Below are 16,919 nucleotides of genomic sequence, written 5' to 3' on the forward strand. Positions count from 1 at the left end.
CTTATGTCAATTATGGAGAAAGCTCAGGATTTAGCTGATACTATTGTTGAATCTGATGAATATCAAAGTTTAAAGGGTGTTGAAGCAGAAGTCTCTAAAGATGAAGAAGCTCAGCAAATTTTACAACAGTTACAAGCTGAACAAAGAAAGGCACAAATGGCCCAGATGAACGGTCAAGAAGTAACTGAAGAGATGCAAAATAACATGCAGTCATTACAAGCTAAGATGCAAGAGAATGAAAAGCTTAGCCAACTAATGGAAGCTCAGCAACAGTTTAACCAGGTAATGGATACTGTTAACAAAGTTATTTCTAGTGCTTTAAGTGGTGAAGAAGAAGAATGCGGTCCTGACGCAGGTAACTGCGGCGGAGGTTGCTGCTAAATATACTTATTAATATTAACCCCTAGACCAATTGGTCTAGGGGTTTTATTTTTATAGTTTAATAGTTTTAACTCAATTAATTTGGATTTAATAAAAATTATGGTATAATATAATTTACGATTGTATTAAAGGAGATAGTGCAATTTAATTATAAACTATAAATTGAATTATACCAGGAGGGATTAATGTGTCCGAGTTGACGCCATTAATGCAGCAGTATTATTCGGTAAAGGAAGAGTATGAAGATGAAATAGTATTTTTTAGGTTAGGTGATTTTTATGAGATGTTTAATGAAGATGCTACTACAGCTGCTAGAGAATTAGAATTGACTTTAACTTCTCGCAATAAAGGCGGAGGAAAAGAAATTCCAATGGCTGGTGTACCTTGTAAATCAGCTGAATCATATATTGCACAATTAATTGAAAGAGGCTATAGAGTTGCTATCTGTGACCAGGTAGAAGATGCTAATGCTAGTAGTGGATTAGTAAAAAGGGAAGTAGTTAGAGTTATTACTCCTGGAACAATAGTCAATAATGATCTATTAAATGATAAGGATAATAATTATTTAGCAGCTATAGTAAAGAATAAGACAGGATATGGCTTTTCAGTAGTAGATGTTTCTACAGGTGAATTTGTAACTACTCAATTAGACGGGCCAACTAAGACAGAAAAAGTAATAGATGAATTATCAAGAATTAACCCTTCTGAAATACTATTAGACAAGCAAGTGCAAGAATCAGAGCAGATTATAGGATTTATTGACCAGCAACTGACTTCAAGTCTAACAGATATTGAAGAAGGATTTGATCGAGATAGAGCTTATCAGTTACTAACAGTTCAATTTGATGTAGTTAATTTAGAAGGCTTTGGTTGTGAAGATTTACCATTAGCTATTCAAGCAGCTGGAGCAGTCCTAAACTTCTTACTTGAGACACAAAAGCGAAGTTTAGGACATATCAACCAGGTATCTACTTATTCAACAACAGATTATATGGTCTTAGATGCTAATACACGGCGTAATCTTGAACTGACTAAGACAATGCGTGATAAGAGTAAATATGGTAGTCTGCTTGGGGTTTTGGACCAAACAGTAACAGCTATGGGCGGTAGAATGTTAAAGAAATGGGTAGAGCAGCCTTTATTAGAGTTAGATAGAATTCAACACCGATTAGCTGGAGTAGAAGAGATTAAAGAAAATATATTTATTAAAGAAGAACTTAAGGAATTGTTGAAGGAAGTTTATGATATTGAACGACTGTTAGGAAAAATAATTTATGGGTCAGCTAATTCCCGAGATTTAATCTCTTTAAAGACTTCTTTGCATATCTTACCTGATGTGAAGCAAGCTTTGGATCAGTTTAGTACTCCTAAATTAGAAAATCTAAAGGATAGATTAGATAAGTTAGAAGATGTAGCTGATTTAATTGAAGAATCTATTAAGAGTGATCCCCCAACTACCTTGACTGAAGGTGGAATTATCAAGAAAGGTTATAATGATGAGCTTGATGAATTATTAGAGGCAATGGAGAATGGTAAACAGTGGATTGTTGATCTACAGAAACAAGAACGAGAACGGACAGGAATCACGTCGCTTAAAGTAGGTCATAATAAAGTACATGGCTATTATATTGAGGTTACTAAAGCCAATCTTGATGCAGTCCCTGAAGATTATGTTAGAAAACAGACTTTAAGTAATAGTGAACGATATATTATTCCTGAACTGAAAGAAAAAGAGTCGCTTATCTTAGGAGCTCAAGAGAATAGTAAAGAATTAGAGTATGAGTTATTTGTTGAAGTTAGAGAGAAGGTAGCTCAAGAGACAGAAAGAATCCAGCAGTCAGCTACTGTATTAGCTGAGTTAGATGCTTTACTATCTTTATCTGAAGTAGCTTTAAATAATGATTATACTAAACCAGTAGTAGCAGAAGGAGATAATATTAATATTGAAAATGGTCGCCATCCAGTAGTAGAGGATATGATGGAAGAAGAAGTTTTTGTACCTAATGATACTTATTTAGATCAAAAAGATGATCGTTTCTGTATTATTACTGGGCCAAATATGTCTGGTAAATCGACTTATATGCGCCAAGTTGCTTTAATTACTCTATTAACACAGATAGGTAGTTTTGTACCAGCTGATAAAGCAGAGGTAGGTATTGTAGATCGGATCTTTACTCGGGTAGGTGCTTCAGATGATCTAACTACAGGACAGAGTACCTTTATGGTAGAGATGAATGAAGTAGCTAATATTCTAAATAATGCTACTAAGAATAGTTTAATTATCTTAGATGAAGTAGGACGTGGAACTAGTACCTATGATGGTTTAAGTATTGCTTGGGCAGTAACAGAGTATATCTCTGATCCAGAAAATATAGGAGCTAAGTCATTATTTGCTACTCACTACCATGAGTTGACTGAACTTGAAGAGACATTACCAGGAGTTAAGAATTACAATGTAGCTGTTAAAGAGGAAGGTGACGAGGTTATCTTTCTACATAAGATTGTTCCTGGTGAAGCTAATCAGAGTTATGGAATTGAAGTAGCTAAATTAGCTGGAGTGCCTAGCCAAGTGACTAATCGTTCTAAAGAGATTTTAAATTGGTTAGAGGAGAAAGATGAAGAGAAGGTCAAGGCAGTAGCTGCTGAATCTAAAACAGAATCAGTAGAAAATGAGTTAGACAATAAATCAGAAGTAGAGGAACAAGAAGATAAAGTAGAAGAAGTTAAAAAAAATCAATTATCTCTCTTTAATAGTCAACCAAGTGAGGTAGTTGAAGAGTTAAACAAGTTGGATATTATGTCTTTAACTCCTTTAGAAGCGATGAATAAATTACATCAATTACAACAGCAGGCAAGAGAAGAGATTGAAAATTAAAATCCAAAGTTAAATTATTAAAACTACTAAAATAAGTTTTTCATTGCTGAAAGTTTGGGCTAAAAACTAGTTTTTGAATTTGATTTTGTAGGTTTAATTGTACATTGTCAACTGTACACTGTAAACTATTGATATTGAAAGGAGGTAAAGAAGTGGGTAAGATCAATTTATTACCAGAGAAGGTAGCTAATAAAATAGCAGCAGGCGAGGTAGTCGAAAGGCCAGCTTCAGTAGTTAAAGAGTTAGTAGAGAATTCAATTGATGCCAATAGTAGTCAGATAAAGGTTAAGGTTAAAAATGGTGGTAAAGATTATATCCAAGTTATTGATAATGGTCAGGGAATGGCAGCTGAAGATACAAGGTTAGCCTTTGAACGCCATGCTACAAGTAAGATTGAGCAGGCAAATGATCTGTTTGCCCTACGAACTTTAGGTTTTAGAGGAGAAGCTTTACCTAGTATTGCTGCTGTTTCTAAGGTGGAGATAGTTACAAAGGCTGAAGATAGTTTGAGTGGAACTAAGTTACAGTTAGCAGGAGGAGAAATAAAAGATAAGGAAAGTTGCGGTTGTAGACAGGGAACTAATATTATTGTTCGTGATCTATTCTTCAATACCCCCGTAAGATATAAATACTTAAAGAAGACTTCAACTGAAATTGGACATATTAGTGATATTATTAATCGGCTTAGTTTATCTTATCCTAATATTAGTTTTTCTTTAGAGCACAATGACCGCAAGATTTTAGAAACAACAGGTAATGGTAATTTATTAGATGTTATCTTTAATATTTATGGTAGAGAAGTAGCTCAAGAAATGATTGAGGTAGATTATGAAGATCATTATATGCAACTTAAAGGTTTTATTGCTAAACCTACTGTAACTCGTTCTTCTAGACGCCATCAGTCATACTTTGTCAATGGTCGTTTTATTAAGAGTGGTCTGATGAGCAAAGCAGTAGAAGAGGCTTATCATACTTTATTGACTATTGATCGATATCCTATTGTTGTTTTAAAGTTAAAGTTGAATCCAATTCATGTAGATGTAAATATACATCCTACTAAGTTGGAAGCTAAATTTAGCCGCGGGGATTTAGTTTATGAGTTGGTTAAAGAAGGGGTTAGTCAGGCGATTAAAGGTAGTGAGTTAGTTCCTGAACTGAAGTTATCTCAACTAAATAAACAGAAAGAATCTGACAAGAAAGAAGTTGATGAAAAAGAAACTCCAAAGGAAGAATATAAGCAGAATAAATTACAGTTACAAAAAAATAAAGAGTCTAATTCTAAAAATAAAAAGAGATTTAATTATCGACAGAATAATTATAATAAACAGGATAGTAAAGAAGAACGGGCCAAAAAGATTGATAAGTTATTTGGTGTGAAACAGGTTGGATCAGAAGATAATAAGCTTAAAGAAGATTTAGAGATAAAAGAAGAGAATCTAGATTATCAATCTAATTTTAAGCTAATACCTCTAGGGCAGATTCATCAAACTTATATTGTAGCTCAAGGTAAAGATGGAATGTATATTATAGATCAACATGCTGCTCATGAAAGAATTATTTATGAAAATTTATTAGCTAAATTTAAGGAAGAAGAGGTACAGATTCAGGAATTATTGGTTCCTTTACAGCTAGAGTTAACCTATCAAGAAGTTAAATTATTAGAAGATAGAAAAGATAGATTAGAGCAGTTAGGCTTTGAAGTAGAAGAATTTGGTGGTAATAGTTATATCTTACGTGGAGTTCCAGTGCAACTATATAACTTAGATGATAAAGACTTGATTTTTGATAGTATAGACCGTCTGCTTGAGCAAGAAGCAACTGAAAATTATCAGTTAGTAGAAGAATTTATTACTATGTTAGCTTGTAAGACAGCGATTAAGGCTGGTGATAAATTATCAACTGAGGAGATGAATCAGCTTTTAGGTGAAGTTGATGAGTATGATGTAACTAATTGTCCTCATGGTAGACCAGTAGTTATGCATTTATCAAAGAAAGAATTAGAAAAAGAATTTAAAAGGAGATAAGGAGTGATATTATGCATGAATCTATGCTAGCAATTGTTGGACCAACTGCAGTAGGTAAGACTAAATTATCCTTAACTTTAGGTCAGGATTTAGACGGAGAGATTATTTCTGCTGATTCAATGCAAATTTATAAGGGGATGGATATTGGAACGGCTAAAGCCTCAGCAAAAGAGCAGGAGTTAGTACCTCATCATATGATTGATATTGTTGAGCCTGATGAAGAATTTAGTGTAGCTGATTTTCAAGCTCGGGCAGATGATTTGATTCCTAAAATAGCTTCGCAAGAAAAATTACCTATGTTGGTAGGTGGTACAGGATTATATGTTAAATCATTGATTGAGGGATTTCTCTTTCCTGATATGGAGACAGATTGGGACTTTAGAGAGAGATTAGAAGCAGAGGCAGAAGAGCATGGAACTGAATATGTTCATGATAAATTGAAAGAGATAGATCCTACTTTAGCAGATAAGTTACATCCTAATGATTTACGCCGCGTTATTCGAGGGCTTGAAGTATATAAGCAGACAGGTAAGACAATTACTCATTTTAAAGAAGAAGCTAAGAAGAGACCACCACGTTATAATGCCGTCAAGATTGGGTTAAGACGAGAACGAGAAGAGCTATATGATAGAATCAACCGACGAGTTGATCAGATGATGGAAGAAGGTTTAGTAGATGAAGTTAAAGAATTATATAACCAAGGATATGATCGTGAATTCACTTCAATGCAGGGTTTAGGTTATAAAGAACTCATAGGATGCTTTGCAGGTGAATATGATTTAGAAGAAGCAGTTAGACTAATTAAGCGTAATACTCGCCATTTTGCTAAACGCCAATTTACTTGGTTCAAGCGAGATGATAGTATTCACTGGTTTGATGTAGGTAAGTATGAGTTTGAAGAGTTAGTTGCTGAGGTAAAAGAAGTAATTAATCAAGAGCTAGACTAGGAGGTCTATCTTGCATGAAGTATAGTAAAGAGGTAGCTAAATTGATTACTAAGTTGAGAGAGGAAGGAGTCAATCCACCATCAACTCCTAAAGAGGTTAATTGTCAAGGCTGTAATTGTCCGCCACAAGAACATACTAAGTATATATATTGTCCAGTTATTGAAGGTTATTTGTGTCATGTCTGCTGTAGTTATGAGTTATGTAATGATTATGAGTTGACTAATAGTATTCTTGGCAAGGAAGTATTCTCTTCTGATTTAGAGGTAATAAATATTTGCAAGAACTATTGTTCAGCAGAGGAATTTATAATAAATAATACTAAATGTGAGAGGCCTTAGGCCTCTTTTTTTATTTTTTGAAATTAAATTGTATAGTAGAACTTTAATTCTTTTTATTAGCCTTTAAGCATATAATATTTAAACAAAAGGGGGGGATTAAATGCCCTTAAATCAGAAGGATGTATCTAGAAAGGAGGTATTTCGCCTTTTTGAAGCAGGTCAAATTTCTATTTCTAAATTATTTAGCTCGTTGAAAGAAGAAACAGAACCAATTGCAGAAGAAGAATCTCAACAAGAACAAGTTAAAAAAGTTATTGCTCAATTAGATAGATTAGTTGGCTTAGATAGAATAAAAAACTTAGTAGCTGAATTACAGGCTTTTATTAAGATCCAGCAGGAACGGAAGAAGAGGAATCTAAAAGTCGATTCTCTAGTTTTGCATATGATCTTTAAAGGAAATCCTGGCACTGGTAAGACGACTGTAGCTAGAATTTTAGGTCAGTTGTTTAAAGAGTTAGGAGTCTTAGAAAAAGGTCATCTTAAGGAAGTGGAAAGAGCCGATTTAGTAGGTGAGTATATTGGTCACACTGCTAAACGTACTAGAGAAGTGATAGATGAAGCTTTGGAAGGAATCTTATTTATTGATGAGGCCTATGCTTTGGCCCGAGGTGGCGAGAAGGACTTTGGTAAAGAAGCAATTGATACTTTAGTCAAGGAGATGGAAGATAATAAGGATCAACTGATTGTTATTTTAGCTGGCTATCCAGATGAAATGGAGCATTTCTTAAATTCTAATCCTGGTTTAACTTCTAGATTTCCTATTCAAATGGAATTTGAAGATTATACCTTAGATCAATTGGTAGAAATTGGTCACTTAATGTTACAAGAGAGAGAGTATAAGTTGACTAGTCAAGCTGAAACCAAACTATATACTTTACTGGCTCAAATCAGGCAGAATCAAGGGACAGAGGCAGGAAATGCTCGAACAGTAAGGAATATTATTGAACAATTAATTCGCAAACAAGCAACTAGACTAGTTGACAAGAATAAGAATAGTCGTCAAGAGTTAATGGAGATTACTAGGCAGGATATAGCTAAGTTATCAAGTGATGAGTTATAAACTATTTTTATCTTGGAGGGAGATGATGACTTCAGCATTATTAGTCGGACAGCCTAATGTAGGAAAGACATCTTTTTTGATTAACTTTGCTCAGTATTTAGGTGTTACAGAATTAAAGTTATTAGTAAAACAACCAGCTGGTTTCACAGCAACTGAAACTTATCAATTAGAAACAGCCTTTCATGATTTGACTTCAGTTACTTCTCATACAACAAAGGAGCTACAGAGTATTAAGCTTAAGTTACCTGTTGGTAAGCAAGATAAAGTATTAAAATTAGTAGATAGTTGTGGTTTAGTAACTGGTATTCATCAGCAAAAAGAGACAAGGCAGGCTATGTCTCAAACTCTACAGCAGGTATTTAATAGTCAAATTGTTTTGCATATGATTGATTTAAGCAAACTTGATTTAGACCAAGGTCTAGAATTAATTGATCAAGAGCTATATAACCTTTTACACAAACAAGTAGGATATAAGGTTTTGGCTAATAAGATTGATTTAGATACTGGAGAGCAGAGATTAAGTTTTTTACAGCAGTTAGTAGGTAAAGAATCGATATTTCCTATCTCTGCTCTTTATCAACAAGGATTTATTGAGGTAAAAAAATTCTTATTGAAGAATCTATAAAGGGGGATTAAAGATACTTGCTGTAATTCTAGTCGTTTTGTTGGCTGGTTTAGTAATTAAATTAATGGATGATTATTTAGACCAGGAGATAGATAGGTTAAATAATAGACAGACTTTGGCCCTTAAGTTACAGCGAGGAGTTTTACCTTATACTTTATTGTTATTTAGTTTTGCTGTTATAATTGATTATAAGTTAGCAATTTCTTTATTCTGGTCCAGTTATATTGTAGGTATGGGCTTTAATGGAGAATCATTACCTACAGGAATGAAGGCTTATCAAGAATCATTTATTATGATTCTATTAGGGTTTTGGATCTTAGGGGTTAAGAATTTTTTATTTTCTTTAGCAGTAATCTTCTTTATTCAGCTGATAGATGATTATATAGATTATCATTTAGAGGAATATGTGAATCAAAGTAATTTTGTTAATTATTTAGATAGAATAGGTACATTATTAGTAGCTATGATCTGTTTAGGGGTGGCTTTAGGTATCAACTGGCAGTTAGCCTTGGTAGTTATTATTTTTACCCCTCTGATTTCAGTATTTTTAGGTTAGGAGGTGATTTTTTGTTTGATTTGTGGTTATTATTGATCATTGTTTTAGTGCTAGGTTATTTTTTAGGTCGTTATTTAGGTTATCAGAGAGGTTTTAAGGAAGGATTTTTTGCTGCGCCTTTAATTTTTAGACAACAAAGTTTAAAGCAGGGGAGTTGTTTATTATGTAATAGGAAGGTGGATAATTTTTCTTTGAAGCAGGAAAAGAGGTGATTCGTATAGAAAAGATAAATTTAGATAAAGATAAAGGAGATAATTTTATTACAATAGGAAGGAGAGATTATAGTGTCAGGACAAATTAATTTACAAGATAAGTTTCTTAATCAAGCCCGAAGAGCAGATATTAAGGTAACTATCTTCTTGGTAAATGGTGTACGTTTATCAGGTAAGATTGAAGGTTTTGATAACTTTACTGTAGTAGTTCAGACAGATAAAGGTCAGCAGTTAGTTTATAAGCATGCTATTTCTACTGTTGTACCAGCTAGAGGAATTGAGGATTTATTTGAATAAAGGTAATTGATTGAACTAGGTATTTAGAAGGAGGAGAAGAGTAGTGAAGTTTACTAAAATGCATGGACTAGGAAATGATTTTGTATTAGTTAATTGTTTTGCAGAAGAAGTAACTAATCCAGCTCAATTAGCTACTAAGATCTGTGATAGAAATTTTGGAGTAGGCGCAGATGGACTAGTGTTAATTCTGCCATCTGACTTAGAAGAAGCAGATTTTAGAATGAGAATCTTCAATCCTGACGGTAGTGAGCCAGAAATGTGTGGTAATGCTATCAGATGCTTTGCTAAGTATCTTTATGATCGAGATATAACTGATAAGTTGAATATTAAAGTAGAGACCTTAGCTGGTATTATTAAACCAGAGTTAGTTATTAATGATGAAGAAGTAGAATTAGTTAAGGTAGATATGGGCCAACCTGGATTGAAGCCAAGCCAAATCCCTATGACTGGTCAAGAGCAAGACCAAGTTGTAGCAGAGAAATTAACTGTAGATGGACAAGAAGTTGAAGTTACATGCGTTTCTATGGGTAATCCGCACTGTGTTGTTTTTGTTGATCAGATAGAGGAGGCCCCTGTAGAGACATTAGGTCCTAAGTTAGAGACTCATCAAGCTTTTCCTGAAGATACAAATGTTGAGTTTATTGAGGTGCTTAATGATAATGAGATTGAAATGCGTGTTTGGGAACGTGGGGCTGGTGTAACTTTAGCCTGTGGAACTGGAGCTTGCGGTTCTACAGTGGCTTGCAACTTAAATGATTTAACAGCAAGTAAATTAACAGTTCACCTATTAGGTGGCGATTTAGTTATTGAATGGAATGAAGAGAATAATCATGTCTATATGAGTGGGCCAGCTACAGAAGTGTTTACAGGTACTTGGAGTTTATAGATTAAGTAAGAGGCGGGGGTTACCTCGCCTTTGTTTTTATATTATCTCAAGACATATTTCTATATCCTAAAATATAGGAATTATCAGGATTTTGATTTTGAATTTAACAGTTTTGAATTGGCTCATAGCTCATGACTCAAAACTGATAACTAGACTTTGGGGAGGCAAAATATGAAATGGCAAAGGCTTTCTGTACTGCTTATTAGCTGTTTATTAGTAGCAGTAATCACAGGACAAGTAATAGCTGAAAGTAAGTTTAAGCCCCAATGGAAAGAAGTTGTCGATAGTTCCCAGCAATTAATTACTCAGAATCAGGCTCAACTCCAGACAAAATATGAGTTGGCAGTAGCTTATGCTAATTTAGGTCAGATTAAAAAGGCTAATAAATTATTTGATGAGTTAGATCAGAAAGACTGGGAGCAGAAACTTGAGAAGTTAATAACTGATTATGAGAAAAGAATAGATCAGAAAGAAGATATTCAACTTTTAAATTATTTAGCTTTTTCTTATTTTATAGATGATCAATATAAAGAGTCTGAGAAGTTATTTAATAATATAGTTAAGTTAGATAAAAATAATATTTGGAGTTATAATTATTTAGCTATTACCCAACATAAGCAGGAGAAGTATAATCAAGCTCAAGATATGTTAGAAAAGTCTTTAGAGATTACAGATAATGAATATACTCATTTTTTATTAGGTGTCAATTACTATAAGCAAGGAAATATATTTAAAGCTATGTATCATGTTGCTAAAGGAAAAGAAGCAGCAGATCTCTTTTTAGATTAGTTTGTAAGCGGCTTAGGCCGCTTTTTTTATTTTTTGCACACTTATATTTAAGTTGAATAAACTAACTATAGGAATAGATTATTTGGAGGTGATGTTGGTGAAGAAGTTATTTGTCTTCTGTACAGTGGTTATGTTAGTTTTTTCTTTGTCAATTACAGGTTTTGCTAAGGTTAAGGGTGTTAAGGTAACTGAAGTAGTACACTCTATATTTTATGCTCCTCAATATGTAGCTTTACATAAAGAATTCTTTAAGCAAGAAGGTCTAAATGTCCAATTATCTACAGCCTGGGGTGGTGATAAAGCAGCAGCTAGTTTAATGTCTAATCATACAGATATAGCCTTAGTTGGTCCTGAACCTGCTATCTATATCTATCAAAGAGGTCAAGAGAATCATCCAGTTAATTTTGCTCAATTAACTCAAAAAGCAGGTTCCTTTTTAGTGGCTAGAAAGCCCATGCCTGATTTTAGTCTCGAGGACTTAAGAGGTAAAACAATTGTTGGTAATCGCCCTGGTGGTGCACCAGAGATGGTAATGGAGTATGTTTTGCGACATAATGGAATAAAACCTTTTAAAGATGTCAATATAATTACTAATCTGGATTTTACTGCTAATGCACCAGCTTTTAAGAATGGCTTAGGTGATTTTGTTCAGTTGTTTGAACCTAAAGCTTCACAGTTGGAAAAGATAGGGGCAGGTCATGTAGTAGCTTCCTTTGGAGAGTTAGGTAGTAAGGTACCTTATACTGCTTATATGGCTAGAAAGAATTATATCTCTGATAATCCATTAGTTATTCAAGCTTTTACTAATGCTATTTATCGAGCTCAAAAATGGACTTATGAACACTCTGCTAAAGAAATTGCTCAAGTAATTAGACCATTTTTCCCTGAGATAGAGTTTGATATATTGGTTACAGTAGTAGATAGATATAAGAAACAAGAAACTTGGGCTCATAACCCAATTTTACATCGTGAAGACTTTGATCGTTGGCAGAATATTATTCAGGAAGCTGGTGAATTAGAGACGAAAGTAGATTATAAAAAAGTAGTTATTCCTAAGTTTGGGCGGGCTGCTATCTGGATTGTTTGGTAGTCTTATAAGAATTGCATTTGAGATTGAGTTTAAGTTTAATATTAAGCTAAATTTAGGCTCGAATTTGAACTCAAGCTAAAATACTATAGAGGAGGTAACTAAAATGGATAAAATTGAGTTTAGGGAGGTGGGAATGAAGTATCATACTCTAGAAACAGAGACAGAAGCTTTAGCTGATTTATCCTTTTCTATAAAAGAAAATGAATTTGTTAGTTTAGTTGGCCCTAGTGGGTGTGGTAAGAGTACTACTCTATCTTTATTAGCAGGGTTAATCTCTCCTACTAGTGGCCAAGTGATAGTTGATAATGAAGAGATTAAAGGGATTAACCAGAAAGTAGGTTATATGTTACAGGAAGATCATCTCTTTTCATGGCGGACTATTGAGGAGAATATTCTTCTTAGTTTGGAGATTAAAGATATGTTAAACCAAAAAACTTATCAACGGGCCAAAAAACTACTTAAAGATTATGGTTTAGCTGATTTTGCCCATCATTATCCTAGTCAGTTATCAGGTGGTATGAGACAACGGGTAGCTTTAGCTAGAACTCTAGTTTTTGATCCAGATATTCTACTGCTAGATGAACCTTTTTCCGCTCTAGATTATCATACTAAATTAGCCTTAGAGGATGAAGTAGCTAATATTTTAAGAGCTGAAGATAAGACAGTAGTTTTAGTAACTCATGATATTGCAGAAGCTATTGCCATGTCAGATCGAGTATTAGTTTTTAGTCAACGGCCAGGTTCCATTAAAGCTGAGTATCCAATTGATTTGGTTATTGAAGGTGATTTTTCTACTTTTAAAGCTCGAGAAGCTTCCCAGTTTAGTGATTACTTTAATTCTATTTGGGAGGAGTTGGAGCTTAATGTTTAAATTAAAAGATGAGATTAATAAATTGTTGACTGAAGGAGCAGTAACTAAAGAGCATGGTCAATATCTAAAACAGGTAAGATTAAAACAGTTTAGTGTCAAGTTGGCTCAAGTATCTCTATTAGTTATATTAATTATTGGTTGGGAGTTATTAGCTAATTATAAAATAATAGATCCTTTTATCACTAGTTATCCGTCACAAATAATAGCTACTAGTTATAAATTAGCTACAACTGGAGAGTTATTTAAACATATTTGGACTACAGTTTACGAAACATTAGTTGGCTTTTCTTTAGGAGCTGCAGGAGGAATTTTAATTGCTATTTTATTATGGTGGTCTGATTTTTTATCTAAAGTATTTGAACCTTTTATTGTAGTGCTTAATGCCTTACCTAAGATGGCTTTAGGACCAGTTTTAATTATCTGGTTGGGAAATGGTCAACAAGCAATTATTGGTATGGCCCTGCTTATTTCAGTAATTGTAACGATTATGATGACCTATAATGGTTTTAAAGAAACAGATAGTAATAAGATGAAATTATTAAAAACATTAGGAGCTAGTAAACTTCAAATCCTTAAGAAGGTAGTTTTACCAGCTAATTTGACTACTATTTTTGCAGCTTTAAAAGTAAATATTGGTTTATCTTTAGTAGGTACAATTGTTGGTGAATTTTTAGTTTCTAAAGCTGGGCTAGGTTATTTAATTGTTTATGGTGGTCAAGTGTTTAAATTGAATCTAGTAATGACTAGTGTTATTATTCTTTCTATTTTGGCTGGTTTACTGTACTATTTTATAGTTTGGTTAGAGCATAAAGTAATTGACTGGGAAGATTAGATATCTCTCTGCTATTTGTAGAGAGATATCTTTTTTTGATTAATAAAAGGAAAATTAGGAAATTTATCGAAATGATAATATGGTTCCAGAATAAAATGTAAAAATATGTTTTTTTAATAGAAAAAGGGGTAATATTATGAAGGATATCGTAGAGTTCATGATAGATGAACATCCAGGACTTGTAATTATAACAGATGATGAAAGTAGAATAATTAAAACTAATCATAGAGCAGAAATAATAGTTGATAATTTAATAGGGGCTAAATTGGAAAAAGTAAATTTATTTAAGGAATTATCTATAGTAGAGGCCATAATGAATAATGAAATAACTTATGGTTATCAAGAATATAAAGGTAAAGGAATTATCTATTATAGTTTTCCTACTCCAATTGATGGTGAACAACAAGGCCATTTAACTATAGTTTTAGCTTTTAGGTCTAAGATAGAAAATATAGCAGATATGAAGAAAGAGTTGCAACAGATACCTTGTTTTAATTCAAAAGAGATGTGTATATCTCTATTTAATACAGAAGGAAAAATAGTATATCTTAATCAATCAATATTAAATAAATTAAATACTAAGTTAAATGTTGATTTTGAATATGTAGTCAATAAAAAAACAGACTTTTTTCTAGAATCATTAACTTCTAAAGATATTAAATCTATGGCAGAAAAATCTATAAAAAAAGGAAACCTTATTCAGAGCAGACTATTTACTCGGTTAAAGCAGACAGGAGAAAAATATATATTAGATGTTACTAGTTTCCCTGTAATTATAAAAGGAAAAGTAATTGGAGCCATATCCTTTGCAGCAGATGCAGAAGATATTCTTCAACATACTAAAAAACTAAAGCAAGCTAATAGAATAGAGAATGTAAGAAAAATGGCTTTTCGAGTAATACATGAAATCAGAAATCCGTTACAGGAGATTATGGCCGCTAGTGGAATGGGAGAATTAAAAGCTGAAGATGATGAGATTAAATTTTATTTTCAAAAAATTAATAATAAGGTTAAACGAATTAATAATCTTCTAAATGAAAATTTACAGCTTTTTGATTCAGGTGAGATTGAATTAGTAAGGTTAAAGGTTAAACAGTTGTTAAGCATAATAAAAGATAGTATTTATCAAGAATGCAAAGAAAAAAGAATAGATTTTTTAGTAGAGTTGGAGAATGATGATTTAGAAATTATAGGAGATGAAAATCTTATTTTACGTGCCATAAAAAATGTAATAGAAAATGCAATAGAGTTTTTACAGAATTATCCTGGGGATAGAAAGATTAAGATTAAATCTTGGGGTGAAGGTAATGATATTCTGTTTAGTATTTATAATTCTGGACCACCTATTCCATCAGAAATTAGAGATGATGTTTTTGATTTATTTTCATCGACAAAAGGAACAAATGGTGCTGGGTTAGGCTTAACAATTACCTATTATATTGTAACTAAGATTTATCAAGGTGATATTTGGTTTGAAAGTAATAGAGAAGGAACCACCTTTTATATCAAGTTAGAAAATGGTATTAATCAATTAGATATTGACTTTGATACATTATATAAAGGAATTAATAGTTGACTGAAAAAATTATTTATAGAGGATAAACTAGAATAACTTAGCAGACAATAAGATATGGGAGGTAAGTAGTAATGGATACAGTATTTATTATCAGTCCAGTTGTAGGATCTATTATTGGATACTTTACTAATTGGTTAGCAATTAAGATGTTATTTCGCCCTTTAACTAAGAAAGAAATTTTAGGAGTTAAAATTCCTTTTACTCCTGGTGTAATACCACGAAGGAGAGGTAAGTTAGCTGATAGTATTGGAGCAGCAGTAGGAAAGAAATTATTAACTGCTGATGCGTTTGAGAAAATGTTCCAAGAGAAAAGGACAAAGAGTAAAGTTAAAGGGTTTATCAGAGAAAAACTTGAATTATTAGCTGTAGAGAAACGAAGTTTAGAACAGATTTTGAAACAAGTATTTTCTAATGATAAAGTTGAAGAGTTAAAACAAGATCTATCCAAGCTAATTATTAGACTAATAGATAGTTTAATAACAGAGAAACAAATTAATAGATTACTTGATACTTTATTTGTTGATTTAGATCAAAATAAATTAGAGCAGTATCTGACTTCAGAAGAGTATCAACAGTTAAAAACTAATTTATTACAAGATTTGGATGCAAAAAAGATTCAGCAGGGGTTAGTTAGCATTCTACAACCAATTTTAAAAGAATCAGAGTCTAGTGAAAAAGAAATTGGAGATATTATACCTGCTCCTATAGTAAATAAGATAAAGGAATGTCTAGCTAATAATGAATCTAAATTGATTGAACAGATTACTGAGTTTTTAACTTCTGATTCAGTAAAAGAAAAAATTGATGAAAGACTAGATGGTTTATTTGGAGACAATCCACTAGTAAGTATGTTAGATGGGTTAAAAGATAGTGTTGTTGAAAAATTTTTACGTTATTTAGTCGAATTTTTAGATGATCCTGACAATCGCCAGGAAATTAGAAGAGAACTTAATAAATTTTTAGATTCTATACTAGAGACAGAGTTATCCACTATAGTAGATAACATAGATGAAGAAGATATATATCAGACAACTGAAAAAATGGCCGATTATTTAGTTGAAGATAGTCGGATTGAAATGTTAATTAATTCTTTAGAAAAGTTTGTAATAAATAATTTATCAGTAGATGATTTAAAAATTCAATTAAAGAGAGTTATTAATAAACTAATTGATATTAATTTATTAATAACAGTTATTGAAAAATTAGTCTCTAGAGGGTTAAGTAGTTTCTTCTCTCAACCATTAAAATTATATTTTTCTAAATTACCTACAACTAATTCAGATAAGTTAGAAACAGGAATAGTGAATTTAATTGAATATGTAATGGAACATCATTTAGGTAAAGTATTATCTGATTTAGATTTTGAAGGAATGGTCAAAAGAAAGATTGATTCTTTTGATATCCTAGAAGTAGAAAGGTTATTATTAGATGTAATTGAAACAGAGTTAGAAGCTATTACTTGGTTTGGAGCAGTTCTAGGTTTTATAATGGGACTAATAACTCCAGTTATTTCTTTACTTACTGTATAAATAAAAATATGGAAATACTCTTTAGTTTTGT

At 32.4% G+C, this 16,919-nt stretch carries 17 protein-coding genes; all 17 read left to right on the plus strand.

Features of this window, described 5'->3' with window-relative positions:
* Window positions 1-3: 3 nt before the first annotated feature.
* The 17 genes from ACYQ39_RS13685 (at window position 4) to ACYQ39_RS13765 (ending at window position 16,888) form a co-directional block, all read left to right on the plus strand.
* The gene (locus tag ACYQ39_RS13685) at window positions 4-381 is read left to right on the plus strand and encodes a YlbF/YmcA family competence regulator (protein WP_459844221.1); all 378 of its coding nucleotides are present in this window, start codon (window positions 4-6) and stop codon (window positions 379-381) included.
* A gap of 187 nt (window positions 382-568) precedes the next feature.
* Window positions 569-3,256 carry a DNA mismatch repair protein MutS gene (mutS, locus tag ACYQ39_RS13690; RefSeq protein WP_459844224.1) on the plus strand — a complete coding sequence of 896 codons (2,688 nt, stop codon included), beginning with the start codon at window positions 569-571 and terminating at the stop codon, window positions 3,254-3,256.
* A 152-nt stretch (window positions 3,257-3,408) separates the two neighbouring features.
* On the plus strand, window positions 3,409-5,280 hold the full coding sequence (gene mutL / locus ACYQ39_RS13695) for a DNA mismatch repair endonuclease MutL (protein ID WP_459844227.1): 1,872 nt from the start codon (window positions 3,409-3,411) through the stop codon (window positions 5,278-5,280).
* A gap of 11 nt (window positions 5,281-5,291) precedes the next feature.
* A complete protein-coding gene (miaA, locus tag ACYQ39_RS13700) occupies window positions 5,292-6,227 on the plus strand; it encodes a tRNA (adenosine(37)-N6)-dimethylallyltransferase MiaA (RefSeq protein WP_459844230.1) in 936 nt (311 codons plus the stop codon).
* 14 nt (window positions 6,228-6,241) lie between these two features.
* Window positions 6,242-6,565, plus strand: coding sequence for a hypothetical protein (locus tag ACYQ39_RS13705; protein ID WP_459844233.1), 324 nt, complete (start codon window positions 6,242-6,244; stop codon window positions 6,563-6,565).
* Between the two features lie 100 nt (window positions 6,566-6,665).
* The gene (locus tag ACYQ39_RS13710) at window positions 6,666-7,625 is read left to right on the plus strand and encodes an AAA family ATPase (protein WP_459844236.1); all 960 of its coding nucleotides are present in this window, start codon (window positions 6,666-6,668) and stop codon (window positions 7,623-7,625) included.
* A 25-nt stretch (window positions 7,626-7,650) separates the two neighbouring features.
* On the plus strand, window positions 7,651-8,250 hold the full coding sequence (locus tag ACYQ39_RS13715; RefSeq protein WP_459844239.1) for a GTPase: 600 nt from the start codon (window positions 7,651-7,653) through the stop codon (window positions 8,248-8,250).
* Between the two features lie 40 nt (window positions 8,251-8,290).
* Complete coding sequence (locus ACYQ39_RS13720) at window positions 8,291-8,806, plus strand: hypothetical protein (RefSeq protein ID WP_459844242.1); 516 nt, start codon at window positions 8,291-8,293, stop codon at window positions 8,804-8,806.
* A gap of 11 nt (window positions 8,807-8,817) precedes the next feature.
* On the plus strand, window positions 8,818-9,018 hold the full coding sequence (locus ACYQ39_RS13725) for a hypothetical protein (RefSeq protein ID WP_459844245.1): 201 nt from the start codon (window positions 8,818-8,820) through the stop codon (window positions 9,016-9,018).
* 69 nt (window positions 9,019-9,087) lie between these two features.
* Complete coding sequence (hfq, locus tag ACYQ39_RS13730; protein WP_459844375.1) at window positions 9,088-9,315, plus strand: RNA chaperone Hfq; 228 nt, start codon at window positions 9,088-9,090, stop codon at window positions 9,313-9,315.
* A gap of 43 nt (window positions 9,316-9,358) precedes the next feature.
* Window positions 9,359-10,201 (plus strand): diaminopimelate epimerase, encoded by an 843-nt coding sequence (dapF, locus tag ACYQ39_RS13735; protein WP_459844248.1) that lies wholly within the window; start codon window positions 9,359-9,361, stop codon window positions 10,199-10,201.
* 171 nt (window positions 10,202-10,372) lie between these two features.
* On the plus strand, window positions 10,373-10,990 hold the full coding sequence (locus tag ACYQ39_RS13740) for a tetratricopeptide repeat protein (RefSeq protein WP_459844251.1): 618 nt from the start codon (window positions 10,373-10,375) through the stop codon (window positions 10,988-10,990).
* A 91-nt stretch (window positions 10,991-11,081) separates the two neighbouring features.
* Window positions 11,082-12,080 carry an ABC transporter substrate-binding protein gene (locus ACYQ39_RS13745; protein ID WP_459844254.1) on the plus strand — a complete coding sequence of 333 codons (999 nt, stop codon included), beginning with the start codon at window positions 11,082-11,084 and terminating at the stop codon, window positions 12,078-12,080.
* 103 nt (window positions 12,081-12,183) lie between these two features.
* Window positions 12,184-12,951 carry an ABC transporter ATP-binding protein gene (locus tag ACYQ39_RS13750; RefSeq protein ID WP_459844257.1) on the plus strand — a complete coding sequence of 256 codons (768 nt, stop codon included), beginning with the start codon at window positions 12,184-12,186 and terminating at the stop codon, window positions 12,949-12,951.
* Window positions 12,944-13,783 carry an ABC transporter permease gene (locus ACYQ39_RS13755; RefSeq protein WP_459844259.1) on the plus strand — a complete coding sequence of 280 codons (840 nt, stop codon included), beginning with the start codon at window positions 12,944-12,946 and terminating at the stop codon, window positions 13,781-13,783. Before ACYQ39_RS13750 ends, ACYQ39_RS13755 begins: the two co-directional genes overlap by 8 nt.
* A gap of 136 nt (window positions 13,784-13,919) precedes the next feature.
* Window positions 13,920-15,359 carry an ATP-binding protein gene (locus tag ACYQ39_RS13760; RefSeq protein WP_459844262.1) on the plus strand — a complete coding sequence of 480 codons (1,440 nt, stop codon included), beginning with the start codon at window positions 13,920-13,922 and terminating at the stop codon, window positions 15,357-15,359.
* 71 nt (window positions 15,360-15,430) lie between these two features.
* A complete protein-coding gene (locus ACYQ39_RS13765; RefSeq protein WP_459844265.1) occupies window positions 15,431-16,888 on the plus strand; it encodes a DUF445 family protein in 1,458 nt (485 codons plus the stop codon).
* Window positions 16,889-16,919 lie beyond the last annotated feature (31 nt).

The sequence above is a fragment of the Halanaerocella petrolearia genome (assembly GCF_054657875.1).